The organism is Acinetobacter sp. SM34 (genome assembly GCF_022012365.1).
Lineage (GTDB): Bacteria > Pseudomonadota > Gammaproteobacteria > Pseudomonadales > Moraxellaceae > Acinetobacter.
In genome coordinates this window covers 1-24,916 of sequence record NZ_JAKLTP010000013.1, presented here as the reverse complement: position 1 = coordinate 24,916, position 24,916 = coordinate 1, and the positions used below count along the sequence as shown (strand labels likewise).

The following is a 24,916-nucleotide window of genomic DNA, read 5'->3' as shown; positions in this document are numbered from 1 at the left end:
GAGGAATTCAAGAAATTAGATTTACAGGTTTTTATAGAAATGAAAATTAGCGAAAATTGGTTACGCGCATGGGTAAACCCGACAGTTGATAGCGAAACTTTATCAGATCAACTTACTATGCTGGGTTTAGAGGTTGATGAACTGGCGCCAGCGGCAAAACCATTTACAGGTGTGGTTGTTGGTGAAGTACTCACTGTAGAACAACATCCCGACGCAGACCGTTTACGTGTGACTACAGTAAATATTGGTTCAGGTGAGCCTTTACAAATTGTTTGTGGTGCACCGAATGTACGTGCAGGCATGAAAGCGCCTGTAGCCACCATTGGTGCAGTATTGCCGGGCGATTTCAAAATCAAGAAAGGCAAGCTTCGTGGTATAGAATCACAAGGTATGCTGTGCGGCGCGTCTGAAATCGATCTAGAAGACAAGATTGATGGCCTGTTAGAACTTCCTGCAGATGCACCTGTGGGCGTCAACATCCGTGAATATTTAGATCTAGATGACAACGTTATTGATATCAGTATCACGCCAAACCGTGGTGACTGTTTCAGTATCCGCGGTATTGCCCGGGAAATTGGGGTAATCAATCAACTTCAAGTAACTGCACCCGAAATCAAGGAAGTGGCTGCGACCATTGCTGATGAGAAAAAAGTGGTTGTGGATACTGAGGGTTGCCCACGTTATTTAGGTCGTGTGATCAAGAACGTCAATACCAAAGCAGCGACTCCGGAATGGATGGAACGTGCTTTAGCGCGTTCAGGTATTCGTCAGCACAGCATTTTGGTAGATATTACCAACTATGTGCTCATTGAGCTTGGTCAGCCGCTACATGCTTTTGATGGTGCTAAAGTTCAGGGTTCAGTGCATGTACGTCAAGCGACTGCAGCTGAAAAACTGGTACTGCTCAATGAACAAGAAGTTGAATTGACTGAAGATGTGATGGTGATTGCAGATGATACAAAAGCACTTGCTATTGCCGGTATCATGGGTGGCCTATCTTCGGCTGTAAGCGATGAAACCACGGAAATCTTCCTGGAATCTGCTTTCTTTGCACCATTGCACATTGCTGGTCGTGCACGTCGTTATGGTTTGCATACCGATGCCTCACAGCGTTATGAACGTGGCGTAGACTTTGAATTGCCAATGATGGCCATGCACCGTGCATCACAGCTGATTGCTGATCTTGCAGGTGGTGAATTTGGTCCAATCACGGTTGCAGAAAAAACTGAGCTTTTACCAAAACGTGAAGCGATTGAGCTGAATCAGGCTCAAGTCGATCAATTGCTCGGTTACAAAGTTGAAAGTGACTTTATCAGTGATGCACTACAACGCCTAGGTTGTGTGGTGACTGTGAAAGCACAAGGTGAGTGGACTGTCGTTCCTCCATCACATCGCTATGATATGGCCATTTATCAGGACTTGATTGAAGAAGTTGTCCGTATTCACGGTTATGACAACATCCAGATCAGTTTGCCTGTAATTGATGTGAAACTTGCTAAATATCAAGATCAGTTTGAATTGCCGCAACTTCGTCAAACCTTGGTGACTTTAGGTTATCAGGAAGCAATTAGCTTTAGCTTTGCCGATGCCAAACTTGAAAAGCAATTGAATCCTGCGGTAAATCCATTGATGTTGGCCAATCCAATCTCAAGCGAATTGGCTGCAATGCGTTCAACTTTGTTATCCAGCTTGATTCCATGTGTGCAATACAATATCAACCGTCAGCAAAGCCGTGTGCGTTTCTTTGAACTCGGTTTACGTTTTGATTATCAAGATGCACAAAGCATTCATGATCTTAAACAGATTCCGACTTTGGCATTAATTGCAGTCGGTGCGAAAACCGCTGAATCTTGGCATGGCAAAGCACAGCCAATCGATTTCTTTGACCTGAAAGGTGAGGTTGAAGAAATTTTAGCGGCAGGACGTGTCAAAGTTGAATATGTGCGTTCAGAGCGTAGCTGGTTACATCCTGGACAATCTGCTGAAATTTTAGTTGATGGCAAGTCTATTGGTTACCTCGGTCGCTTACATCCATCTTTGGAAGATGAGCTCGATTTGGGGATCACCTGGGTGGCAGAACTTGATCAACAGGCTGTTTTGCAAACTTATGTATCTAATTTTACAGAATTATCACGTTTTCCATCGGTTCGACGTGATATTGCGCTTTTAATTAGTGATAAGATTAATGTTAGTGAAATTCAGCAACTTATCGGACAAACGGGTGGAGAGTTGTTAGACTCGACTTGGTTATTCGATGTGTATACTGGACAAGGGGTAGAAGAAGGGAAACGCTCACTGGCATTTGCCCTTCTCTGGCAGCATCCAAGCCGTACATTGGAAGATGCTGAAATTAAATCAGGTATGGATAATATCCTTCAAGTGTTGGAAAACACTTACCAAGCGACATTGAGGGCTTCATGACAGCACTAACAAAAGCAGAAATGGCTGATCATTTAAGTGAGCTCACGAGTTTAAACCGTCGTGAAGCTAAACAAATGGTCGAGTTGTTCTTTGATGAGATTAGCCAAGCGCTAATCTCAGGTGAACAAGTTAAACTTTCGGGTTTCGGTAACTTTGAGTTGCGTGATAAACGTCAGCGTCCAGGTCGAAATCCGAAAACCGGCGAGGAAATTCCAATTTCAGCACGCCGTGTAGTCACATTCCGCGCAGGACAGAAATTCCGTCAGCGCGTAGGAAATGAGCAGATCGATTGATCTGCTTTTTTTTGTTTTGAGTTTTTAAGATTGTTTTCTATTTTGAACAGATAAGGAAGAGTGTTGTTTGAAGATTAGATATTTTCATTCAGTATTTTGATTGACCTTTATTTTGGTCATAAAAAAAGAGAGCCAAAGGCTCTCTTTTTTTACTGAATAATCGTAAAGATTATTGAGCAGCAGAAGCAGCAGCTTCAGAAGCAGCTGCATCAACAGCAGAAGCAGCAGCTTCAGTAGCAGAAGCAGCTTCAACAGTAGCAGCAGAAGCAGCAGCATCAGCTTCAGAAGCAGCTACAGTAGCTTCAGATGCAGCAGCATCAGCAGCAGGAGCTTCTTCAGTTTTTTTAGCACAACCAACGAAAGCTAAAGTAGTAGCAACTGCAGCAGCAATAGCGATTTTTTTGAATAACATGGCATCACTCTCTAAAATATGAGATTAAAAAAAACCTATGTTAGCCTGTTGAGTGCTTTTATTCTTCCTAAAATCTGTTAGGCAGTAACAATGCAGAGGCAGTCTAACTGGTCTGCGAATATGCTATCACTGCGCATTTTGAATTACTACTAGGGCACCGTTAAAAAATGCAAAAAAAGATAAAAAATGAGCATTTTTTTAACAGAAAATAACAATCAATAGGAGGGTTTATATTGGATAAATACTAAATAACTCGCTAAAAATTATGGTTTTTTAAAGTTAATATTTTTAAGAGTTTTTAACTTGCATATAAAGTTTACAAAGAAAATGGTTGATTGTAGCTTTATGTAAATAAAGTCAACCAAATAAAAAGGCTATCGTTAAAGATAGCCTTTTAGAGAAAAAAAGAATAATAACCAGTTTAGTTAGTCGCTTTACGCTTCATTTGATCAAAGAAATCATCATTGGTTTTGGTTTCTTTCATACGGTCTAGCAAGAATTCCATTGCTGCCAATTCATCTTGGGTATGCAGCAGCTTACGTAGAATCCAAACTTTACGTAAGTTATCTTCACTCATGAGACGTTCTTCACGACGTGTACCGGATTTCTTGATGTTCATTGCAGGGAACACACGTTTTTCTGCAATACGACGATCAAGCGTAATTTCCTGGTTACCGGTACCCTTGAATTCTTCATAGATCACTTCATCCATCTTACTGCCTGTCTCAATCAATGCAGTAGAGATAATGGTCAGTGAACCACCTTCTTCAATATTACGGGCAGCACCAAAGAAACGTTTTGGACGCTCTAACGCATGTGCATCCACACCACCGGTTAACACCTTACCTGAAGAGGGAATCACAGTGTTGTAGGCACGTGCCAGACGGGTAATCGAGTCAAGCAGAATGACCACGTCTTTTTTGTGTTCAACCAGGCGTTTGGCTTTTTCAATCACCATTTCAGCCACTTGTACGTGACGAGCAGGGGATTCATCGAAGGTTGAGGCAATCACTTCACCACGAACGGTACGTTCCATTTCAGTCACTTCTTCTGGACGTTCATCAATCAGAAGCACAATGAGGAAACATTCAGGATTGTTACGTACAATCGATTGCGCGATGTTTTGTAACAACATTGTTTTGCCGGCTTTGGGCGGAGCAACAATTATCGAACGTTGACCTTTACCAATCGGAGCCACTAGGTCAACTACACGTGCAGTCAAATCTTCAGTGGTACCGTTACCAAGTTCCATCACCAATTGTTCAGTCGGGAACAATGGGGTTAAGTTTTCAAACAAGATTTTGTTGCGTGAGTTTTCAGGCGTGTCGTAGTTAATTTGATTAACTTTTAAAAGTGCAAAATAGCGTTCGCCTTCTTTAGGTGGGCGAATTGTGCCGGTAATGGTATCACCAGTGCGTAAGTTGAAACGGCGAATTTGCGATGGGCTGACATAAATGTCATCCGGGCCTGCAAGATAAGAACCTGCTGCAGAGCGTAGGAAACCAAAACCATCAGACAGAATTTCCAGAACACCATCACCAAAAATCTCTTCGCCATTCATTGCATGGCGTTTTAAGATGGCAAAAATGATGTCTTGCTTGCGGTTACGAGCCATTCCTTCTAGGCCCATAAACTCGGCAATCTTGATGAGTTCGCCAATCGGTTTTTTCTTGAGTTCAGTTAAATTCATAGGGGATCAGATAGAATCAAAATTCTGGGATATAGATGAGAAAAGGGAGCAACATTTAGCCGCTTACACGCAATAAAAGTAACGCAATTGTATTTGCACAATAACAATTCAGAGGTCTGATACATTGTTTCGAAGAGAAAAGTGTAAAAACAATTTCTGTTGCCGAGCGGCGATCTTATGTGTTGTGTCTTGTAAGAAAATGGCGGATTAAAAATCCTTTATTCCTTGAACATGCAATATAAGAGCTAATCAAGCTTTTGTCAATTTATAGACGAAAAAAATACGCTATTTGGAGATAGCGTATTAGATTCAATCATTCTGCTTTAAATTAGATGTTTTCTTCAATAAAAGCAGTCAATTTAGATTTTGGTGCAGCACCGACTTGTTGTGCTACAACTTCACCATTTTTAAACATCAATAGTGCAGGAATGTTACGGATATTGTAGTTTACTGCAGTCGCTTCACAAGCAGTTACGTCAACTTTAACAACTTTTACTTTGCCTTCAAATTCTGCAGACAATACTTCTAGTACAGGTGCAATCGCTTTACATGGCGCACACCAGCCTGCCCAGAAATCGACAAGTACAGGTACGTCAGATTGTAAAACGTCAGCTTCGAAGTTCGCATCAGTTGTGTTTACGATATTGCCAGACATGGATATGCTCCAGATAAAATTTTAAGATAGTTTTATATCTATAAGTATTACATAGCCTGGTTTAACTATGTAGGGGGATATGTAAATTTTCCGTGATTATCTTAAGTTTGTCTAATTGATGCTCACGATATTGAGCATCGTATCCAGCAATTATTGCATCGGTAAAAAATAAAAACTGCTTCAGTTGAATTGATAAATGGCTTTTAAATTGCATGCATGTGAATTACTCTAAGCACAATTCTTATAGGTTTGTTTGAATAATGTCTGATTTTTTGATTGATGAAGAGTTACTTGCTGCCATCGATATGGGGTCGAACAGTTTCCATCTTGCCATAGCACGTGTAGATCATGGCGAAGTAAAAAAAGTGGCTTCAATGTCAGAAAAAGTACAATTGGCCGCTGGTTTAGATGAAAATAAAAATTTGACTGAGGCGGCGCAGCAACGGGGTCTAGCCTGTCTGGCACGCTTTGTCGGGCGTTTAAGTTCTGTACAGCCCAACCGGTTGCGTATTGTAGCCACCAATGCTCTGCGTCAGGCCAAAAACGGCCATGAGTTCATTCAAAAAGCAGCAGAAATATTACCCAAACCGATAGAAATTATTGCCGGTCGTGAAGAGGCCCGTCTGATTTATTTGGGCGTATCACATACCATGGCCAATAGTGGCCGTCGCCTGGTGATTGATATTGGTGGTGGATCAACTGAACTGATTATTGGTGAAGCCTTCGAGCCGATTCACACTGAATCTGTCCAAATGGGCTGTGTGGCCTTTACCAAAGCCTATTTTATGGATGGTGAGATCAACCAGAAAAGTTTTGACAAAGCCGTGACTGCAGCACGCAAGGAAATATCCGGTATTGCCAATACTTATAAAGCAGCAGGCTGGGATACCGTGGTCGGTTCCAGCGGAACCATTAAGGCTTGTCGTCAAATTACCGTCAATATGGGCTGGAGTAATGAAAAAGAAGAGCTCACCCGTGAAGGCCTGGAAAAACTAAAAGATAAGCTGCTTAAATATAAGCATGTTACTGAAATGGAATTTGATGGTTTAAAAGAAGACCGTCGAGCAGTTTTGCCAGCAGGCGTTGCCATTTTATATGCTGTATTTGAAGTGCTGGGTTTGAATAAACTGGTGTATTCAGATGGCGCGCTACGTGAAGGGGTCATGTATGACTTGCTAGGGCGTTTCCAGCATGAAGACGTTCGTGACCGTTCTGTGCATGCCTTAGTAGGACGCTATAACGCCGATGCCAAACAGGCCGAACGTGTAGTCAATACGGCGCAGCAATTGTTTAATGGTGTCGCGAAATCTCTAAATTTAACCAATGATGACAGTGACTTACTGCGTCGAGCTGCATGTCTGCATGAAATTGGTCTGGCCATCAGCCACAGTGGTTACCATCGCCATGGGGCTTATTTGCTGCAGCATTCGGATATTCCGGGTTTCTCGCAAATTGACCAAAACCATTTGTCACATTTGGTCGCTCATCATCGTCGTAAACTTCGTGGCGATGCCCGTGTGGATGTCTCAAAAGTCGGTGGTAGCAAACTTGTGTACTTATGTCTATTGCTACGATTAGCCGTTTTGCTGAATCATAGTCGTAGCGATGAGATGCTTCCTGCCATTGAATTAAGTGTCATCAATGAGCAACAATGGCAACTCAGCGTTTCTGGCGATGCCAAACAATGGCCTTTGCTTGTAGCAGACTTGCATGATGAACAGGTGCAGTTTAAGCATTGGGATATTGAATTGAATATTCAGTCGGAACAATTTATCTATTAACAAGTGATTGGTTAACAAGTTATTGTTAATTTAGGGATAATGGTCGACCTATGAAAAATAAAGCTGCTCAATCTAAAGCATGGACAACGGTTCAAATTGCACGTCACCCAGAACGTCCGCAATTCTTGGATTATGTTGGTGAAATCTTCACTGAATTCGATGCTTTACATGGAGATCGGGTATTTGGTGATGATGGTGCAATGATCGGTGGCTTGGCACGTTTTAATGGTCAGCCGGTGATGATTGTGGGGCAACATCGTGGTCGCAGCACTCGTGAAAAATTGCAACACAACTTCGGCATGAGTAATCCTGAAGGCTACCGTAAATCGCAGCGTTTGCTGGACATGGCTGAACGTTTCAACCTGCCGGTATTTACTTTCATTGATACCATGGGTGCATATCCAGGTGTAGGTGCGGAAGAACGCGGTCAGGCAGAAGCCATTGCCACTAGCCTTGCACAACTTTCAAGCCTGAAAGTTCCGGTAATTGCAACCGTACTTGGTGAAGGTGGTTCAGGCGGTGCACTCGGTATTGGTGTAGCAGACCGTGTAATCATGCTATCTCACAGTATTTATTCAGTGATTTCTCCTGAAGGTTGTGCATCCATTTTGTGGAAAACAGCTGAAAAAGCTGAACAAGCCAGTGAAGCCTTGGCATTGACTGCTGAAAAACTAAAAAAAATGGGTATTGTTGAATATGTAGTGGATGAAGGTGAAGGTGCACATTTACAGCCTGAACAAGTGATGCAAAATCTTAAAGATGTGTTACAACAAGCTTTAGAAGAATTGCAATCGATGGATGTGAATGAAAGATGCGAAGCACGTTACCAGCGTTTAATGAAGTTTGGCAGCGACAATTCCGGTCTAGCGTCTTAAAGCAAATTCAGTGCTTTCCTCCAGAGAGCACTTTCTTGATTGGATGTAGTGGTGGCATGGATTCCATGCTGCTGCTGCATTTAATGTCTGATTTATTTCCCAAAAAAATCCGTGCCATTTATATTGATCACCAATTGCAAAGTATCAGTGCAGATTGGGGTCAGTTTGTGTCTGATCAATGTGCAGTGCTGAATGTACCCTGTATTGTTGAAGCAGTTGAAGTGCAAGAGGGGAACCTGGAACATCAGGCACGCAACGCACGTTATCAGGGTTATTCCAAGCATTTAAAGCCCCATGAAATTTTGGTTCTGGCCCATCATCAGCAAGATCAGGCGGAAACCTTAATCTTGCGACTGCTTTCTGGTGCTGGGGTGCATGGCTTGGCTGCCATGAAACAGCTTGATGTCCGTGAGCAATTCACCATCTGGCGACCGCTGCTGGATATTTCGCGTGAGCAGATTTGCCAATGGGCGGCACAGCTTGATGTGCAAAATATTGAAGATCCCACCAATTTAGATACCCATTATGATCGGGCTTGGTGTCGTCATGAGCTGTGGCCTATGTTGCAAAAACGCTATCCGAAAATGCAGCAGGCACTCAGCCGAACTAGCTATTTAATGCAGGATGCAGAAGACATTTTGCTGGATGTGCTACAGCAGGATTTAATTGCTTGTGGATCGGCCACTGAACTGGATTTAACAGAATTATCCCAACTATCCACAGCACGGCAAAGACAGCTTTTATCGGTATGGATGAAAGGACAGGATACCTATCGCCCCAGCTTTGAGATGGTGGAACGCTTGTTGCAAGAAGTAATTAAATCCAAATCTGATGCACAGGCTGCATTGCACTGGAACCAGTTTTATTATGTGCGTTATCAGCAAAAACTTTTCCGTTTAAGTGCTGAAGAATATCTGGCTGAAAAAAATGCAAGCCATCTTTCAGAACAAACAATCCAGCTGGAATTGGGGCAAAAGGTTGACGTTCTCTCAGGTCAATATTTTCCTGAAACTGCAGCAATAGGCTTGTCAGCATTATTGCTCGGTAAAAAACTGGATCTGGTGATGCGTCAAGGTGGAGAAAAAATCCATTTATATGGGCGGGTGGGAGCCTGGCCGTTAAAAAAAGCCATTCAGGAAGCACAAATTTTTCCTTGGCAGCGTCATAGAATTCAAATATTAAGCATAGATAATGTTATGCTTGGTGTTTTTACACCGAAAGGGTTTTGGTTAGCTCACTCTGAATATTGTGAAGTCGGTGGTTGGCAACCAAATTTGATCTCTTAGTTAAAAAATTCTAAGTCGAGTATGATTAATGAGTGCAGCTTTAAATTGTAATATTAGTTTTATTGGTGGCGGCAATATGGCGCAAGCCTTGATTGGCGGACTTATTTCGCGCGGTTTGCCTCCAACTCGTATTACAGTTTCAGATCCGGTAGAAAAAGTACGTGCTTTATTAGCAGAAAAAGATCTACACGTAACCGATGACAATGCTGCAGCCATTCGTGATGCCGATATCGTACTTTTCGCAGTGAAGCCGCAAGTATTGGCGAGTGTATTAAAACCGCTTAAAGGTTTGTTTGAAGGCAAACTGGTGATGTCGATTGTGGCGGGGGCTGAAATTGCCACGATTGCCAATTTATTAGATACAAATCGAATTGTCCGGGTGATGCCGAATACACCGGCTTTGGTTCAAACCGGAGCGCATGGTTTATATGCGACTGATGCTGTGAATGCCCAAGACCGTGAACTTGCCAGCCAGGTTTTAGCGGCAACAGGTTTAACCATTTGGGTCAATTCCGAAGAACAGATTGATGCAGTCACTGCGGTGTCTGGTTCGGGTCCGGCATATTTCTTCTATATGATGGAAAGCATGATTCGCGCAGGTAAAAACCTAGGTCTGGATGAAAAAGTGGCCACTGCTTTGACGCTGCAAACAGCTTTGGGTGCTGCACAAATGGCGATTACCAGTGCAAATTCACCAGCTGAATTGCGTAAAAATGTGACTTCTCCAAACGGCACAACTCAAGCTGCACTTGAAGTATTCGATCGTGCGCAAATCTCTCAAAATATTCAGGCCGCTTTGGCTGCAGCCCAAAAGCGCAGTCAAGAACTTGCTCAAGAGCTAAGTGAAAGTAGCAAATAACTCGTTTTTATTTAGGAAAGTTCCAGTATGGGTGCAAACTCGGCGCTGATTTTTGGCATTATCATTAACGTAGCGATTTTGCTCGTATTCTTCCGTTTTCTCATGCAACTTGCAGCAGTGAACGCTTATAATCCGGTAGTGATGTCTACGGTGAAAGCAACGAAAATTGTCGATGTTTTTGGGCGTATTTTCCCCACGGTGGCAAAAGGTCGTGTCAATTTGGCAGCCTTGGCCTTGGTGGTGATTTTATATTTACTCAAAATTTTTGGGGTGATGTATCTTTCAGGTGCCATGCCGAACAGTCCGGTGCATCTGGTGATTTTAACCTTTGTCACCATGATTCAGGACCTGATCCGTTTTTGTCGTTACTTAATTTTTGCAACGATTATTTTAAGCTGGGTGGTGATGTTTACCCAATCTCGCTCACCCTATATTGAAGTAATTCAGGAACTGGCAGAACCATTATTGGCACCGTTCCGCCGTATTTTACCGAATATGGGCATGATTGACCTGTCGCCAATCGTAGCATTCCTGGCATTGTATATTGCTGAAATTATTATGAATGAAGTGGCGATTGTGCTTTTGACTGGGCTTTAAAGTTTAGACAGTAAAATCCAGACAATAAAAAAGGACTCCATTGAGTCCTTTTTTATTGTCTGTTAAAACGCGCTATGGAAAATATTGACAGTTCCTCTCCCTCTGGGAGATGAGTAGCACGGCTACGCAAGAGAGAGGGCTATTATAAAATTTAACCTCTCCCTTGCAGACTCGAAATATATTTCCGAGAGTCTTCATCTCCTAAAAGGAGAGGGAAATCTCTATTTCTTTAATGCGCCTCATCCCAGTTATTGCCTTTACCGACTTCTACAATTAATGGTACTGAAAGTTTCACCACCGATTGCATCACTTCAGCCAGTTTCGGTGCTAGTTCATCGGCAATATCTGCATCGACTTCAAACACCAATTCATCGTGTACTTGCAGTAACATTTTGGCTTGGTCTTTAGGCAACATTTTATCCACTTCAACCATGGCCAGTTTAATGATGTCGGCTGCACTTCCTTGCAATGGCGCATTGATGGCAGCACGTTCGGCACCCTTACGTACCATCATGTTACGCGCATCAATATCAGGCGTATACAGACGACGGCCTAAAATAGTTTCCACAAAACCTTGTTCCAGCGCCACCTGACGAGTACGTTGCATATACTCATAAATACCCGGATAACGATGGAAATATTGCTTGATATAGTTTTGTGATTCTTCCCGAGTAAAGCCCAATTGACGAATCAGACCAAATTCAGACATGCCATAGAGTAAACCGAAGTTTACAGCTTTAGCTTGACGACGCTGGTCATTGGTCACATCTTCCAGCGCAATACCCAGAACCTCGGCAGCGGTACGGCGATGTACATCCTGACCATGCTTAAAGGCATCAACCAAGGCTTCATCCTGGGAAAGATGTGCCATTAAACGCAATTCAATTTGTGAATAATCGGCAGCCAGTAAAACCCGACCTTCAGGCGCTATAAAGGCTTTACGAATCTGACGGCCAATTTCTTCACGCACAGGAATGTTTTGCAGGTTAGGATCGGTTGAAGACAAACGTCCGGTTGCAGTTAGAGCCTGATGATAGCTGGTATGCACACGACCACTGTCATTATTGGCCTGTTTTTGCAGACCATCGGTATAGGTGCTTTTCAGTTTGGACAGACCACGGTATTGCAGAATTAAATCGGTAATCGGGTGGTCGATTTTTTCCAGAATACTTTCGCTGGTGCTGTATTGGCCGGTCGAAGTTTTCTTGCCGCCTTTGAGCCCCAGTTTATCAAACAGGATTTCACCGACCTGTTTCGGTGAACTGACATTAAACGGCTGACCTGCCAATTCGGTAATCTGGTTTTCCAGATTCTGAATGGTATTGGAAAAATCCACACTCAATTGATCTAAAAACTTCAGATCCAGTTCAATGCCATTTTCTTCCATAATGGTCAGCACACGGGCTACCGGCATTTCAATATTATGCAAAATATTGTTTAGCTCAGGGATGGCCTGTAACTTTTTCGACAATACCTCGTATAGACGATAAGTCACATGTGCATCTTCCGCAGCATAATGTGCCGCAGTTTCAATCTCGATCTGGTTAAAGGTCTTCTGTTTAACACCTTTGCCTGCAATCTGTTCAAAGGTGGTGGTCAAATGGCTCAGATACACACGAGCAACATCATCCATGCCATGACGGGTCGCCACAGAATTGAGAACATAGGATGCCAGCATGGTATCAAAATACCAGCCTTGCAGTTCAATGCCGTGATTCTGCAAAATATGGGCATCATATTTTAAATGATGGCCAATTTTATCAACCGCAGGATTTTCTAAAATCGGTTTGATTTGCGCCAGGATGCTTTCACGGTTGAGCTGTTCCGGTGCACCTTCATAGTCGTGGGTCAGCGGAATGTAATAGGCATCATTGGCATCAAAAGCCAGTGAAAAGCCGACCATTTCCGCCACACGATAATCCAGACTTGTTGTTTCGGTATCAAAGGCAAAACGTTTGCTGCTGCTTAAACGCTGGAAAAGCTGATCCCAGTCAGCCTGAGTTAAAACGGTATGATAAGTGGCTTTGCCGAGTTGATCATCTACACTGGTCAGCTCTGCCTCATCTTCAGTTTCAATTACGACTTCTGAGTGCGCAGATTTTTCAATCACTTTAGAGGTTTGTTTATAAACTGAACTGTTTGGATTGTTGGGGTGGTCGAGTGACTGTAACTGGTTACGGAATTCAAGCTCGGTATAGAGTCGGCGCAGTTCTTCCACATTCGGATCGCAAATTTTCAGATCTTCATAACAAAGACCCATTTCCAGGTCGCAGACAATACTGGCCAGCTGATGATCCAGGGTAATACCTTCAACATTGTCTTTAATGCTCTGACCGACTTTACCTTTAATTTTATCGACATTTTCTAAAATGCCACCAATGGAACCGTATTCAGTTAACAGTTTGGCAGCGGTTTTCGCACCCACACCCGGTACGCCACGGATACCGTCCGAAGCATCGCCCATCAAGGTCAAATAGTCGATAATCTGGTTTGGCCATACGCCAAATTTCTCAAACACGCCATCGACATCCATCGGCTTGTCTTTAAAGCTGTCTTCCAAAGTCACTTTGTCGGTGACCAATTGAGCCATGTCTTTATCGCCGGTAGAAATCAGCACTTGATAACCTTTAGCTTCTGCACGTTTAGCCAGGGTGCCGATGACGTCATCTGCTTCGGCGCCTGGAAGGGTGTGTAAAGGAATGCCCAAAGCACGAATCAGGTTATGAAGATAGGGAATCTGTTGCGACAGTTCATCCGGCATGCTCGGACGGTCACCTTTATAAATTGGTGAAAGTGCATGACGGAACGTCGGTTCAGGCGTATCGAAAATCACTGCCATATGTGTAGGCTGGATACGGCGCATCAATTTTTGAATAGCAGAAATGGCACCACGAATTGCGTTGGTCTGTAAACCCGTAGAAGTGGTTAGTGGTGGCAGTGCATGGTACGCACGAAATAAAAAATATGAGCCATCGACCAAAACAAATGGTGGCATTGAAAGATTCCTAATTCAAATATCGGCCTTATTGTACGTGATTTTTCACCTGAACATAGACACCTGATCAAAGTTGCATGTTACCGAATATCTGATGAATGCTTAAAAATCAAGGGCAGAGCTGTTGTATCATCAAATCAACAGGGACTGAGATCGAGATAAGATGCGGAAAGAGCAGAGCGAAATCCAGATGATTTGGCTGATGGTATTGATTATTGTGGGTGTTGGAGCCTGGTTTTTGGAAGCACAGCTATTGACCTATCTCTGTGGCTTGGCCTTTGCCATGAGCCTGATGCAATATGTCGATGCCATCCAGACACCGGCAATGCAACTTGCAGAAAATGCCGATCTGACTGTTCAGGAAACCTCTAAAGTACCGCTCTATCTGGCTTCTATTACCGCTATTGTTGGCGGTGTTATGGATTGGGGTTTTGTTATCGGTCTAGGCATTACCGTCTGGATTTTTTTCTTTCTCAGATGGCTACGCCATTTAGAAGGTTTATTAAATCAGGTGCAGGCACGTTTTCATTCAGTACAAACCGAGCCCACGGAAACAATAGCTTCTCAGCCTGTTCAAAATCCAGTTGTACAACGTCCTGCAACGCAAATGCCATCTCCAGCATCTGGGCTGATGGATCAGTTACAGCAATGGATTTTTCAAGGTAATCCGGTTTTAAAAGTGGCCATCCTGGTGCTGGTGATTGGGGTGGTGCTATTGCTACGTTTTGCCACCGAACATTGGCAACTCAGTCTTGCTGCGAAACTGGCCATCGTTGCAGGGGTGAGTGGGGCTGTAACTGTACTGGGTTATAGGCTACAGACTAAAAATCGCAGTTTTGCCCTAGCTTTGGAAGGTCTGGGTTTAGCAGCCTTGTTCTTGACCCTATTCTTTGCCTATTACAATGCGGTGATCCCGACGCTAGCCATCGCCGGATTGTGTTTTGCCCTCATCATGGGTCTAACTTTGATCTTAAGCCTAAAACAGCAGTCGGTAGAACTGGCACTCATGGCAATGATCATCGCCTATATTGCGCCTTTTACCTTGCCGGTCCGTAATGCAACCGCCACTGAATTGATGACTTATTATGTGGTGATTAATCTGGCTGTGGTGGTGTTAAGTACCCTGCGTCCTTGGAAAATCCTGAATCAAATCGCCTTTTTAATGACGATCATTGTCGGAGGGGGATATGCATTTTATCAGGCTGAAGAACAGGAAAAGAATGCTTTAACCTTATTGGTCTGGGTGCATACGGCAATCTTTGTCTGGCTGAGTTTTCGTTTTAGCCAGCTCATGGCCAAAGAAGATCTGGCTCAATTTAAACTCAAACCGGTATTGGATATTGCCCTGATTTTTGCCGCACCCATCGTTGGTTATATTTTTATTTACTTAATCCATTTTGAAGAAAGGTGGTGGCAAGCGGGTAGCAGTTTGGCCTTTGCCGCTGTTTATGCAGGCCTGTATCAACTGTCTAGACGTAATCAGGCGGTACAGCTGATTTCACAAAGCTATTTTAGTTTAATGCTGATTTTTCTGGCCTTAATTCCGCCTATTCTTTTAACCGAGCAATGGAGCGTGATTGGCTGGGCGGTAGAAGGATTGGTGATTTTTTTCTATGCCTTGTATCGCCAGTCGGAGATCAGTCGCTATCTTGCCATGGGCTTACTGATTGTGGCCGGTTTATCCAGCTTTTATTACCTGGTCGAGCTGAATGAATTTCCACGTGAAATGTACTGGGGATTGTGCCTAAGTTATTTTGCTGTGGTCTTGGTGGCGAATAGTCGGGAATCCTTTAGACAGCAATTAAGTAATTCAACCATCGCTTTTCACTGTTTGCAAATGCTCTCGGCCACCACCATGTTGCTGGTTTTATTGCTGGATGCAATAGACAGTGCGGATCAACTGGTGATGACGCTATTGATTGCGAGTAGCGTATATCTGCTGATGAATGAAGTCATACTGCGTTGCAAAGCCACCTGGACCTGGCTATTTCCAAAATGGCTGGGGCTGATTCCGGTCTTTGTTTTTGCCCTGATTATTGTGATTGATCAGAGCAAGCACGGGATGATTGTTTGGGATTCGGCTTTTGACCGCTTTGGCTTTGCTTTATCAGGCTTGATCTTAACGGTGCTGTGGCTGCGTCCGCTACTAGGTGTGCGAACTGAAAAAGAGTGGGTGAGTTTTGGCACATTGACCAGTCTGGCGCTGGCCAGTTTAAGTTTTGTACCGAGCATGCCTTATATCAGTGTGGTGATTTTGCCTTTAGCTTTTTGTGCCTGGTGTTATTGGCAAGTGAATAATCCTGACTGGAAAATATTCTGGCAGGCACGCAGTAGTTTGCTGCTGATGGCTATCTGGATTGTCTGCTCGCAACTGTTTACCCAGCAGGCTTTTCAGGGCTATATCTTGCCGATCATTAATCCTTTTGATCTGGTCAGTATTGCCATGCTGGCGGGTTTTATCTGGATGTTGTCCTTGCAAATTAAAACCGGTCTCGATAAAGGGATTGTCGCGGTGTTGATGGTGCTTAGCCTGCTCTGGCTCAGCAGTTATATTGTGCTGCGTGCATTACACATATATTTGGGCACGCCTTTTAATGAACTGGCTTTATGGGGAAATGCGACCGTTCAACTGAGTCTGACCTTACTCTGGGTCGGTTTGGCTTTTATAACCATGAGTATTGCCAGCCGAAAACAGTTGCGTTCAGTGTGGATTCTGGGTGGCAGTATTCTGGTCATGGTGACCTTGAAATTGGTACTGTTCGACCTGTCGCATATCGGCACCTTAACCCGGGTGATTTCATTTTTAGGCGCAGGTTTTGTGATGCTGATTATTTCTTATATTGCACCGATTCCTGAGGGGGAAAATACGAATCCCTCATCTCGACCTTCTCCCTGAGCCATATATGGCGCAAGAGAAGGAGAGGTAACTTCTTTTCTTTAGATGCAAATAAATAAAATCTCCCTAAATCCCTCTTTGAAAAAGAGGGACTTTCCTCCCTGAGTAAATTTAAAGCGCCGCTTTAAATGAAGTGCAAGAAAGGGAGGTTAGGAGGGATTTTATTATTTTAACCTCTCCTCACGCTTCACTTCTTTAGCATTGGCATACGGGTCAATATCTTCATCACTTAAAGGCTGGGCAGGTGCTGGCCGGTCGACAAAGCCCATTTTCGGTACTGGAATTTCAATCTGATTGTCCAGAAAACCGTTACGGATGCGTTCCTGCATTTCATCACGAACTTTCAGGAAGTTTTCACGGTTACACCAGATGGCAAATAACAGTTCAATGGATGATTCGCGGAAGGCGGTAACCGTCACCGCCGGCTTCGGATCCGCTAAAACCAGCGGATACTTATTGGCAACATCCAGCAAGACTTCTCGAACCTTGATGATATCTTCATGAAAGTTGATGGCCAGGGTAATTGGAATACGCCGAATCGGGAATTTGGACAGGTTGTAGACCGGTGCACGAATCAGCTGTTCATTCGGTACGCGCACATAGACATTGTCTTGAGTCAGCAGTTTCACCGAAAGCAGATCAATCGAAATCACTTCACCTTCAATGGTATGTCCACGAATCAAGGTCATTTGTACCGTGTCACCAATTTCAAAAGAACCTTCGCCAATGAGGAATAAACCGCTGATGAGGTTGGAAGCAGATGTTTGTGAAGCAAAACCCAGCGCCACAGTTAAAATACCGGCCGCACCCAAAAACACGCTCAGTTTAAAACCGGCTTCTTTTAAGCTCGCCATCACAAAAATCAGGAAGATGAAATAAAAAATACCACGGCGCCAAACCAGACTTTGATGGGCATTAAAGCGTGAGCCAACAGTGCGGATAAAGGTGTTGGAGACAAAACGTGCAATTAAAAAACCAATAAGACACAGTACGATGGCAACGATAATTTCAGTCAGGCGTTCTGTGTTGATATTGGTAAAAATACTTTTGAGGCTGCTGGTAATTTCTTTTGGGATATTCGAATCTGCCATATTGCCGCCCTAGAAAAATGAATCAAACATGTTGAACAATGCACTTGCCTGTTCACGTGGTGGATGGACATACATCACTTCACCCGCATGAGGAGGGGTGCGGTTTTCAATGCGAATGCGCGGAGGTTTATCCAAACCTTCATGCAGTACCTTAATCTGTGAGGTCCATAAACGACCGGTACTTTCACTATAAAATAGCGGTAGGGCAGAAACCGGTACATTCATGCGGTCAAAGCGTAACTGCTGATGACTGGTATTATGAAACTCAATCGGTGTAACCGCACGAAAGGCGCGAGGTTTTAGCTGATGTAACTCGGTACGGCCATCAACCGCAGTGGCATAGCAAATTTCCCCATGACGATGATTGGGCCCGAACCAGGTGTCTTTGGGCAGAATCACCGGAATATCAAACAGCGGGTCTTTTTGGCTTTCGACAAAACCGGCAATCCATAACGGGGTGCTGATATACAGCGTACCGCGCTGTCCTGCCGGAATATAAATCGGATCGACCGGTTTAATCACTACCGAGCGATCAGCCAGACGCGGCATCAGCTGTATTTTATGCTGCGTTGACTTGAACATGTAACGTTCTATTTTCACCGGTTGCGGAAAGGCAAAATTGGGATCTTCAATTTCATGCCATTTTTGTTCATAGTCATACTGCACCTGTGGACGATGATATTCCAGACGCCATTCTTGCAGACCACGGGTCAGGCGAAACAGCAATGAACCAAATTGCCAGGCTTTGGGCTGATTTAATTCAAAGTGATATTCACCCCACCATTTCAAATGGGGGTGTTCTGATTCAATCAATTCATTGTTTTTAGACAACGGCACATTTCCTTTATTGCTTAATCAGTAAAAACAGACTTCACGCTGCCAGATGCTTAGAGTACACTCAAATCAATTTATTCATCATTATAAACTTTGATGCAAATACTTAAACAATTACAAATACCTTATGGTTTTGCCAAGCGTCATGGCGTGTTGCTTCGATACGAGGGTGATCAGGCTTTTATTGTGCGCCGTGAAAATACGCCGTTGCTGGCTATTCAGGAAGCACGCCGATATTTAGGCCATCCGGCACAGCATCAGTTGTGTTCTGAACAGGAATTTCATCAGCTGCTCAGTTCCAGTTTTGCCGGTGATACCGGTGAATCGCAACAAGTGGCAGCCGGTCTGGAAGATCATCCGGATTTACTCAGTCTGGCAGATTCGGTGCCGGAAGCTGAAGACCTGATGGATCAGGAAGATGATGCACCGATTGTGCGACTGATCAATGCCTTATTGTCTGAAGCCATTCGGGTCGGTGCTTCGGATATTCATATTGAATCTTTTGAAAAAAAATTGTCGGTACGGTTACGTGTTGATGGTCAACTGCGCGAGATTGTGCAGCCACGTCGTGAACTGGCACCACTTTTGGTCTCGCGGATTAAGGTTATGGCCAAGCTGGACATTGCCGAAAAACGTATTCCGCAAGATGGCCGCATCTCTTTAAGGTTGGCAGGACGTGAGGTGGATGTCCGTGTTTCAACCTTGCCGTCATCGCATGGTGAACGTGTGGTAATGCGTTTGCTGGACAAGCAAGCCGGACGTTTGAATATGACTCATCTTGGTTTGATGCAAGCTGATTATGAGCGACTGACTCATTTGGTGCATCGTCCACACGGCATTATTTTGGTGACCGGGCCTACCGGTTCGGGTAAAACCACCACACTTTATGCTGCCTTGTCAGATTTAAATGATGGCTCACAAAATATTTTGACTGCTGAAGATCCGATTGAGTATCAACTGGAAGGGATTGGGCAGACTCAAGTTAATAGCAAAGTAGATATGACCTTTGCCCGTGCTTTAAAAGCCATGCTGCGTCAGGATCCTGATGTGGTGATGGTGGGTGAGATTCGTGATTTGGAAACAGCCGAGATTGCAGTGCAAGCTTCTTTAACCGGTCACTTGGTGCTTTCGACTCTGCATACCAATACTGCAATTGGCGCAGTGACACGTTTAAAAGATATGGGCATTGAACCGTTTTTGCTGGCCAGTTCTTTAATCGGAGTAATTGCACAGCGCTTGGTTCGTACCTTATGTCCACGTTGTGCAACTTGGCATGAAGCAGATGCCTTTGAAACTGAAATTTTCCGTCATTTAGAAGTTGGTGCTGAACTGAAGTTGCCGCAACCTAAGGGCTGTGATCATTGTTCGCATACCGGTTTTATCGGTCGTACCGCCATTTATGAAATTGTACCTGTGGATGAACCAATGCGCCGTCTGATTCATGGCAATGCGGCTGAATATGAGCTGGAAAGCTATGCACGTAAACAGTCCGGCTCAATTCGTGATGATGGTTTACGCAAAGTACTGGCAGGAAAAACCACTTTAGAAGAAGTGCTGCGTGTTACTAATGAAGCGGCGGACTAAAACCAAGCTCTGTTTTCTGTTTATGATTTGATAAATTGCTGAACTTAGTAAAGCTCAGCAATTTTTTTATCAGTTGAGCACGAAATAGGATAGTCAGATTACCCAGATTACTTTGGGTTTCATTTTCATAAAACTTCTGCCAAGTTCGAATCATCTCTAAAGTAAAAATATCTTAGATTTTAAGCTTTTTATATCTGTTAATGATGCTGTTAAAACTTTTTTAGCAAAGCATTTATTAATAAAATTTTTTAAATTTCAGTTGGTTTGAAGTATACCCTGAATGGCTAGATTTACCTGAGATTTACCCTGCTTTTCTGGTTGAATCAGGTCTGTAGATATAGCTTATGTAGATGAGAGAATCGAGGGTGAACAATAGACTCTATCCTAAAATTACCCGATTTATTTTAGGATAGATTGGTATTTGAATCACGTAATCACATTCAACGTTACATTAATATTATTGCGTGTCGCATTGGAATAAGGACAGACAATATGTGCGGCATCCACCAGTTTTTGTGCTTCGGCCTGATCCATACCTTCTAAATGAATATTTAATTTCACTTCAATGCCGAAACCTGTCGGGATAGGGCCAATACCCACTTCACCTTCAATATAGGCATCTTTGCTGATATTCAATTTATCGCGACTAGCAACAAATTTCATTGCACCTAAAAAACACGCTGAATAACCTGCGGCAAACAGTTGTTCAGGATTGGTGCCGCCACCAGAACCGCCCATTTCTTTAGGCACGGCTAGTTTCACATCTAAAATTCCATCCGATGAAGTGGCACGCCCATCACGTCCGCCAGTTGCTTTTGCTTTTGCTGTATAGACCGCTTTTTCTAAAGGCATTGTTATGATCCCTGTACAGTGAATTGAGCTGTTATCGTGTGGGATTTTGATGAAAGAATAAGCAGTGATTTTGTAATTTTTATAGAAGAAAAATTTCGTGTAGAAGATGAGAGATTTTAATAATTGATCAGTTTACGATGTTGAATTAAAGGCATGGAGCTACGAATAGCCTCTTGCTCAGCCAGATCAAAAGGAACGGTAATCAAGCCTGCTCCTTCGTGGGTAATCATATCTAGAATCTGACCGCGGCTATTGCTTGCACCGGCATGACCCCAAGTCTGGCGTTTTTCACCATGCCAGCCTTGTTGAGCTGCTCCCAAAACCTGACATTGGCTATCCAGCGCACGCGCCTGTAGTAGCAATTGCCAATGCATCTGTCCAGTTGTATAGGTAAATGCCGCAGGAGCAGTCAGTATGTTTGCACCTTGCTGACGTAAAGTTAAGGCAAGTTCAGGAAAACGCAAGTCATAGCACACCATCAGCCCAATATTGCCAAATGGTGTTTTGGCAACCACTACATCGGTACCCGGTTCAAAGAACCGGGATTCTTGATATCCACCGACAGCATCACCCACTTGTACATCGAACAGGTGAATCTTGTCATAACGTGCTTCAGTCCCTTCAGGGCTAATACATAGACTGACGGTGCGTACACGACCATCTGTAATGACGGAGCCATCCGGACGGAATGGGCAGGGAAGTGTGCCTGCCACAATCCAGATCTGATATTGATGGGCCAGTTTTTCCAGACGTTGCTGAAGGGTTTCAAACTGTGCTGCAGTCTCGCGTTGTTTTCCACCGGCAAAACAGATGAAGTTTTCCGGGAAAACAATCAGCTCTGCACCATCGGCTTTACTTTGTTGTATCAATGACTCGATCACGATGAAATTGGCTTCAATATCATCCTGGGAATTCATTTGTATAACAGAGAGTAAAGTCATGGTATGAGCTCTAAATCATCATTTTTATGCGTTTTGCTGCGACACTTGTTCTAAGGTGTCTTGTTCTTTTTGTAATTGTTTCACCAAAGGTTCAAACATGTTTTGGTTACTTTCATTCAGTTTCATCAATGTTTTATGTGCATCTAAAACAGTGGTTAACATGGCGTTATGGGTAATGTGCTCTTCCATTAATTCACGGGTGCATACTTTCGGATCACCGCAGTAATTTAAAATCACGAAGACCTGTCCCAAGCCCATGCTATTGGCCAAGGTACTAATATCGGGATTAGTAGATAACATGACAGCCTGAATTTGATGGGTCTGTTTCAGCTTTAAACCAAGCTTGGCCAGAATGCCCAAAACAGTACTGTCAATGAATGTGGTTTGGGTCAAATCTACAATTGCCCCAACGACATTCGATTGCTGTTCAATTTTACTAAGGAGTTTGTCTAGACTGATGCAAGATTGGGCACGCACTTCGCCAATAAGCTTAAAAATATGCGTTCCATTCAAGCTTGCATATTCAACATGACCTGTTGACATATAAATGCCATTTGCAGAGAAGGATTCTAAAATTATCACATAGGGCCACTATAGACTCAAGTAGCCTAGAGTCGTATATTACTTAGTTGAAAGTTAACATATTGATTATATGATTAATTCATTCGGCGTAAACTTAAGATAGCAATGTCATCTGCCACATGTTCAGGGGCCTGAAAGGATTGATTCTGCAAATGAAAGACTAATTTTTCAAATTGTTCATTTAGTCCGCCATCAAACGGTTCCAGTGCACCATCTGAACAAATAATAAACCGGGCATGTCGATTCAGCACACATTCGAACTCTTCCACTTCCAGGTCTTCAGTCAGCCCCAAAGGGAAACTGCTGGTGTTTAAAATTTTAGGCGGCTGATTGGGTTCAAAGATAATGGCGGGTGGATAATGTCCGGCACTGGACCAGCGTAATTGATGGGTTTCTAAATTAAGAACGCCTGCAATCATGGTGATGTGCTTTTCGATGTTTTCCTGAACCAGCATGCCATTCAGCTTTTTAATTAATTCACGTGGTGTTTTGGATCGCCCATGAAAAGCCGCCATCCAGGATGTCAGTAGACTGCTGGTGACACCATGTCCGGAAACATCGGCCAGATAAAACATGATTTCTTTATCGCTGATTTTCCAGTAATCGTACCAGTCACCAGACAGATAGGCAGAAGGTTGAAACAGGGTTTCAACCTTATAATTTATTAATTCTAGGGGGTTGGGAAGTAAACGTTTTTGTAATTCTGCCGCTGAAGGCAGGTCACGACTATCCTGATTACGCTTGTATTGAGCATCAATTTTTAATAAGGAATCTTCCGGATCACGTGGCAGCTTGTTCCAGATCCAGCCGGCTAAAGCACCCAATTCCCATGCCTGAGCCAATGCCGTCCCTTCATTTTCAAAAGCCAGGACGATGGTCGGGAGTGACCATTGGTAAGTCAGATAGTCTTGTACATCAGCAATTGCTAAAATTGTCGGATCATATAAATTAATATCATCTATGTGAATCATTTGCACACCGGGAAGTGCACTGAGTACCTGATCTAAATAAGGAATATTGCGAGTCGGTTGAATGAAATACATAAAGAAATTGTATGATCCTTAAATGGGTAACATCTAGAGTTGTACTATAACAATCTAATGATCAGCAAAGGAAGATGCTGTACTGATCATATTGCTATTAAATAGATACGATTTATTTGGTTGTGGTGTCTACGTCATCTTCTTGGATTTCATCATTGGATGAATCAGGATTACTTTGCTGATCTTGATCTTCATTGCTGTCCTGATCGTCTTCAATGAACATAGTTTCAGGTTCTAGACCTCTCTTTTCAGCAATGGAGAAACTTTTACGCTGTAAATAAATATCACGGATTGCAGCATATTTGTCACCTTGTAAAACATCTTCAATGTCTAAAAGCTGGGAACGCGCATCAATACCGCGTAGTATTTGCTCACTCCAGTACAGCTCATCATGATCTTCTAAAATATACTTTTGGGGACGGGCTTGACCATCGACAACCAGACCTAAAGTATCACGGAAAGTGCTAGGGCCAAACACAGGCAGGACTAGATAAGGACCAGAAGGAATACTGTAATAACCCAGCGTGGTACCAAAATTTTCTTCTTCTGTATATAAACCGATACGACGAGCAGGGTCGGCAAAGCCTAGGGTAGTTAGAGTGTTAATGGTAAAGCGACCTAAAGATTCCGCGGCACGAAGTGGACGGCCTTGAATCAACTGGTTTACTGCATTCCATGGTTCCCCTAGATTTTTACGAAACTGGCGATAAGAGCCACGTACTTCATTAGGGACTTTTTCCTTATATTGAATCGCAAGAGGGCGGGCAACGTTACGATCTAATACCTCATTAAAAGCAAAGATCTGTCTATTTAAAGGTTGTAAAGGATCTTTCTGGTTTTCAGGTTGAGTTGCGCTTGCATCCACTTTCAAATCTTTGGCTTTAATATTTTTTAATTCTTTGAGAGCTTCAAGACGGGGAGGGTGGGTAGGAGAGGTTTGCGCTGTAGTAGAATCTAGCTCCGATGTTGCGTGAGGCTCAGCAGGATCGACTGAATCCTGTGCAAATACAGGAGATATTAATCCTAAAGATAAAAAGCTAGCCCAAATATAATGAAAGTGACGCATAAAAAATCCTAGAGCTTTATGGTAAGCCGATGCTTAAAGCTAAAAATACGTAATAAAATATATTAACAGGTCTTTGAATAGGCGTATTAAAACAAATTTGATCAAAATATGTAGGAAAAAATGCCAAAACGACTAAAAAATATCCTGATGATATGAAAAGTTA

At 43.3% G+C, this 24,916-nt stretch carries 21 protein-coding genes; 9 read left to right on the top strand and 12 right to left on the bottom strand.

From position 1 onward, the window contains the following. Positions 1-39 precede the first annotated feature (39 nt). Both pheT and LZZ98_RS11525 read left to right on the top strand, forming a co-directional pair. The gene (gene pheT / locus LZZ98_RS11530; protein WP_237787970.1) at positions 40-2,421 is read left to right on the top strand and encodes a phenylalanine--tRNA ligase subunit beta; all 2,382 of its coding nucleotides are present in this window, start codon (positions 40-42) and stop codon (positions 2,419-2,421) included. After that, positions 2,418-2,714 (top strand): integration host factor subunit alpha, encoded by a 297-nt coding sequence (locus LZZ98_RS11525; RefSeq protein WP_004649746.1) that lies wholly within the window; start codon positions 2,418-2,420, stop codon positions 2,712-2,714. The genes pheT and LZZ98_RS11525 overlap by 4 nt, the downstream gene beginning before the upstream one ends. A gap of 169 nt (positions 2,715-2,883) precedes the next feature. On the opposite strand, the gene LZZ98_RS11520 is transcribed toward LZZ98_RS11525, so the two are convergent. The 3 genes from LZZ98_RS11520 to trxA all read right to left on the bottom strand — a co-directional run bounded on the left by LZZ98_RS11520 (position 2,884) and on the right by trxA (position 5,471). Next, positions 2,884-3,126: a hypothetical protein gene (locus tag LZZ98_RS11520; RefSeq protein WP_237787969.1), complete on the bottom strand. Its 243-nt coding sequence runs from the start codon at positions 3,124-3,126 to the stop codon at positions 2,884-2,886. Between the two features lie 421 nt (positions 3,127-3,547). After that, positions 3,548-4,816 (bottom strand): transcription termination factor Rho, encoded by a 1,269-nt coding sequence (rho, locus tag LZZ98_RS11515; RefSeq protein ID WP_005007569.1) that lies wholly within the window; start codon positions 4,814-4,816, stop codon positions 3,548-3,550. 328 nt (positions 4,817-5,144) lie between these two features. Further along, on the bottom strand, positions 5,145-5,471 hold the full coding sequence (gene trxA / locus LZZ98_RS11510) for a thioredoxin (protein WP_067721833.1): 327 nt from the start codon (positions 5,469-5,471) through the stop codon (positions 5,145-5,147). A 260-nt stretch (positions 5,472-5,731) separates the two neighbouring features. On the opposite strand from trxA, the gene ppx reads away from it, so the two are divergent. Genes ppx through LZZ98_RS11485 form a run of 5 tightly spaced genes read left to right on the top strand, consistent with a single transcriptional unit; the run spans position 5,732 to position 10,869 of the window. Continuing rightward, entirely contained in the window at positions 5,732-7,252 is a 1,521-nt protein-coding gene (gene ppx, locus LZZ98_RS11505) for an exopolyphosphatase (RefSeq protein WP_237787968.1), read from the top strand. Positions 7,253-7,302: 50 nt separating this feature from the next. Next, positions 7,303-8,127: an acetyl-CoA carboxylase carboxyltransferase subunit alpha gene (locus LZZ98_RS11500; protein WP_237787967.1), complete on the top strand. Its 825-nt coding sequence runs from the start codon at positions 7,303-7,305 to the stop codon at positions 8,125-8,127. Continuing rightward, on the top strand, positions 8,064-9,413 hold the full coding sequence (gene tilS / locus LZZ98_RS11495) for a tRNA lysidine(34) synthetase TilS (RefSeq protein ID WP_237787966.1): 1,350 nt from the start codon (positions 8,064-8,066) through the stop codon (positions 9,411-9,413). The genes LZZ98_RS11500 and tilS overlap by 64 nt, the downstream gene beginning before the upstream one ends. Positions 9,414-9,441: 28 nt before the next feature. Then, entirely contained in the window at positions 9,442-10,272 is an 831-nt protein-coding gene (gene proC, locus LZZ98_RS11490) for a pyrroline-5-carboxylate reductase (RefSeq protein ID WP_237787965.1), read from the top strand. Between the two features lie 27 nt (positions 10,273-10,299). Then, positions 10,300-10,869, top strand: a complete 570-nt coding sequence (locus tag LZZ98_RS11485) for a YggT family protein (protein ID WP_237787964.1) — start codon at positions 10,300-10,302, stop codon at positions 10,867-10,869. A 229-nt stretch (positions 10,870-11,098) separates the two neighbouring features. On the opposite strand, the gene polA is transcribed toward LZZ98_RS11485, so the two are convergent. Next, complete coding sequence (gene polA, locus LZZ98_RS11480; RefSeq protein WP_237787963.1) at positions 11,099-13,864, bottom strand: DNA polymerase I; 2,766 nt, start codon at positions 13,862-13,864, stop codon at positions 11,099-11,101. A 163-nt stretch (positions 13,865-14,027) separates the two neighbouring features. Here polA and LZZ98_RS11475 point away from each other — a divergent pair, with 163 nt between their 5' ends. Continuing rightward, entirely contained in the window at positions 14,028-16,760 is a 2,733-nt protein-coding gene (locus tag LZZ98_RS11475; RefSeq protein WP_237787962.1) for a DUF2339 domain-containing protein, read from the top strand. Positions 16,761-16,924: 164 nt separating this feature from the next. On the opposite strand, the gene LZZ98_RS11470 is transcribed toward LZZ98_RS11475, so the two are convergent. After that, positions 16,925-17,851 (bottom strand): mechanosensitive ion channel family protein, encoded by a 927-nt coding sequence (locus tag LZZ98_RS11470; RefSeq protein WP_237787961.1) that lies wholly within the window; start codon positions 17,849-17,851, stop codon positions 16,925-16,927. A 9-nt stretch (positions 17,852-17,860) separates the two neighbouring features. Continuing rightward, on the bottom strand, positions 17,861-18,682 hold the full coding sequence (locus LZZ98_RS11465; RefSeq protein ID WP_237787960.1) for a hypothetical protein: 822 nt from the start codon (positions 18,680-18,682) through the stop codon (positions 17,861-17,863). Positions 18,683-18,781: 99 nt separating this feature from the next. Between LZZ98_RS11465 and gspE the strand changes: the two genes are divergently transcribed. Then, positions 18,782-20,269, top strand: a complete 1,488-nt coding sequence (gspE, locus tag LZZ98_RS11460) for a type II secretion system ATPase GspE (RefSeq protein ID WP_237787959.1) — start codon at positions 18,782-18,784, stop codon at positions 20,267-20,269. On the opposite strand, the gene LZZ98_RS15565 is transcribed toward gspE, so the two are convergent. The 6 genes from LZZ98_RS15565 to LZZ98_RS11435 form a co-directional block, all read right to left on the bottom strand. Beyond that, positions 20,250-20,423, bottom strand: coding sequence for a DUF4951 domain-containing protein (locus LZZ98_RS15565; protein ID WP_330848225.1), 174 nt, complete (start codon positions 20,421-20,423; stop codon positions 20,250-20,252). The two genes, gspE and LZZ98_RS15565, sit on opposite strands and share 20 nt — an antisense overlap. 272 nt (positions 20,424-20,695) lie before the next feature. Further along, a complete protein-coding gene (locus tag LZZ98_RS11455) occupies positions 20,696-21,121 on the bottom strand; it encodes an organic hydroperoxide resistance protein (RefSeq protein WP_237787958.1) in 426 nt (141 codons plus the stop codon). A gap of 116 nt (positions 21,122-21,237) precedes the next feature. Next, complete coding sequence (locus LZZ98_RS11450) at positions 21,238-22,062, bottom strand: carbon-nitrogen hydrolase family protein (protein WP_237787957.1); 825 nt, start codon at positions 22,060-22,062, stop codon at positions 21,238-21,240. 24 nt (positions 22,063-22,086) lie between these two features. Continuing rightward, positions 22,087-22,605 carry an anti-anti-sigma factor GigB gene (gene gigB / locus LZZ98_RS11445; protein WP_086175766.1) on the bottom strand — a complete coding sequence of 173 codons (519 nt, stop codon included), beginning with the start codon at positions 22,603-22,605 and terminating at the stop codon, positions 22,087-22,089. Positions 22,606-22,718: 113 nt separating this feature from the next. Further along, positions 22,719-23,687 (bottom strand): RsbU family protein phosphatase GigA, encoded by a 969-nt coding sequence (gigA, locus tag LZZ98_RS11440; protein WP_237787956.1) that lies wholly within the window; start codon positions 23,685-23,687, stop codon positions 22,719-22,721. A 112-nt stretch (positions 23,688-23,799) separates the two neighbouring features. Further along, positions 23,800-24,753 carry an MlaA family lipoprotein gene (locus tag LZZ98_RS11435; RefSeq protein WP_237787955.1) on the bottom strand — a complete coding sequence of 318 codons (954 nt, stop codon included), beginning with the start codon at positions 24,751-24,753 and terminating at the stop codon, positions 23,800-23,802. Positions 24,754-24,916 lie beyond the last annotated feature (163 nt).

Coding starts and splice junctions, on each gene's coding strand:
- LZZ98_RS11455 (WP_237787958.1), bottom strand. CDS start 21,121: ATGCCTTTAGAAAAAGCGGTCTATACAGCAAAAGCAAAAGCAACTGGC.
- rho (WP_005007569.1), bottom strand. CDS start 4,816: ATGAATTTAACTGAACTCAAGAAAAAACCGATTGGCGAACTCATCAAG.
- LZZ98_RS11475 (WP_237787962.1), top strand. CDS start 14,028: ATGCGGAAAGAGCAGAGCGAAATCCAGATGATTTGGCTGATGGTATTG.
- tilS (WP_237787966.1), top strand. CDS start 8,064: ATGCGAAGCACGTTACCAGCGTTTAATGAAGTTTGGCAGCGACAATTC.
- trxA (WP_067721833.1), bottom strand. CDS start 5,471: ATGTCTGGCAATATCGTAAACACAACTGATGCGAACTTCGAAGCTGAC.
- LZZ98_RS11450 (WP_237787957.1), bottom strand. CDS start 22,062: ATGACTTTACTCTCTGTTATACAAATGAATTCCCAGGATGATATTGAA.
- LZZ98_RS11500 (WP_237787967.1), top strand. CDS start 7,303: ATGAAAAATAAAGCTGCTCAATCTAAAGCATGGACAACGGTTCAAATT.
- proC (WP_237787965.1), top strand. CDS start 9,442: ATGAGTGCAGCTTTAAATTGTAATATTAGTTTTATTGGTGGCGGCAAT.
- LZZ98_RS15565 (WP_330848225.1), bottom strand. CDS start 20,423: ATGATTCGAACTTGGCAGAAGTTTTATGAAAATGAAACCCAAAGTAAT.
- LZZ98_RS11520 (WP_237787969.1), bottom strand. CDS start 3,126: ATGTTATTCAAAAAAATCGCTATTGCTGCTGCAGTTGCTACTACTTTA.
- LZZ98_RS11525 (WP_004649746.1), top strand. CDS start 2,418: ATGACAGCACTAACAAAAGCAGAAATGGCTGATCATTTAAGTGAGCTC.
- pheT (WP_237787970.1), top strand. CDS start 40: ATGAAAATTAGCGAAAATTGGTTACGCGCATGGGTAAACCCGACAGTT.
- gigA (WP_237787956.1), bottom strand. CDS start 23,687: ATGTATTTCATTCAACCGACTCGCAATATTCCTTATTTAGATCAGGTA.
- LZZ98_RS11485 (WP_237787964.1), top strand. CDS start 10,300: ATGGGTGCAAACTCGGCGCTGATTTTTGGCATTATCATTAACGTAGCG.
- LZZ98_RS11470 (WP_237787961.1), bottom strand. CDS start 17,851: ATGGCAGATTCGAATATCCCAAAAGAAATTACCAGCAGCCTCAAAAGT.
- ppx (WP_237787968.1), top strand. CDS start 5,732: ATGTCTGATTTTTTGATTGATGAAGAGTTACTTGCTGCCATCGATATG.
- polA (WP_237787963.1), bottom strand. CDS start 13,864: ATGCCACCATTTGTTTTGGTCGATGGCTCATATTTTTTATTTCGTGCG.
- LZZ98_RS11435 (WP_237787955.1), bottom strand. CDS start 24,753: ATGCGTCACTTTCATTATATTTGGGCTAGCTTTTTATCTTTAGGATTA.
- gspE (WP_237787959.1), top strand. CDS start 18,782: ATGCAAATACTTAAACAATTACAAATACCTTATGGTTTTGCCAAGCGT.
- gigB (WP_086175766.1), bottom strand. CDS start 22,605: ATGTCAACAGGTCATGTTGAATATGCAAGCTTGAATGGAACGCATATT.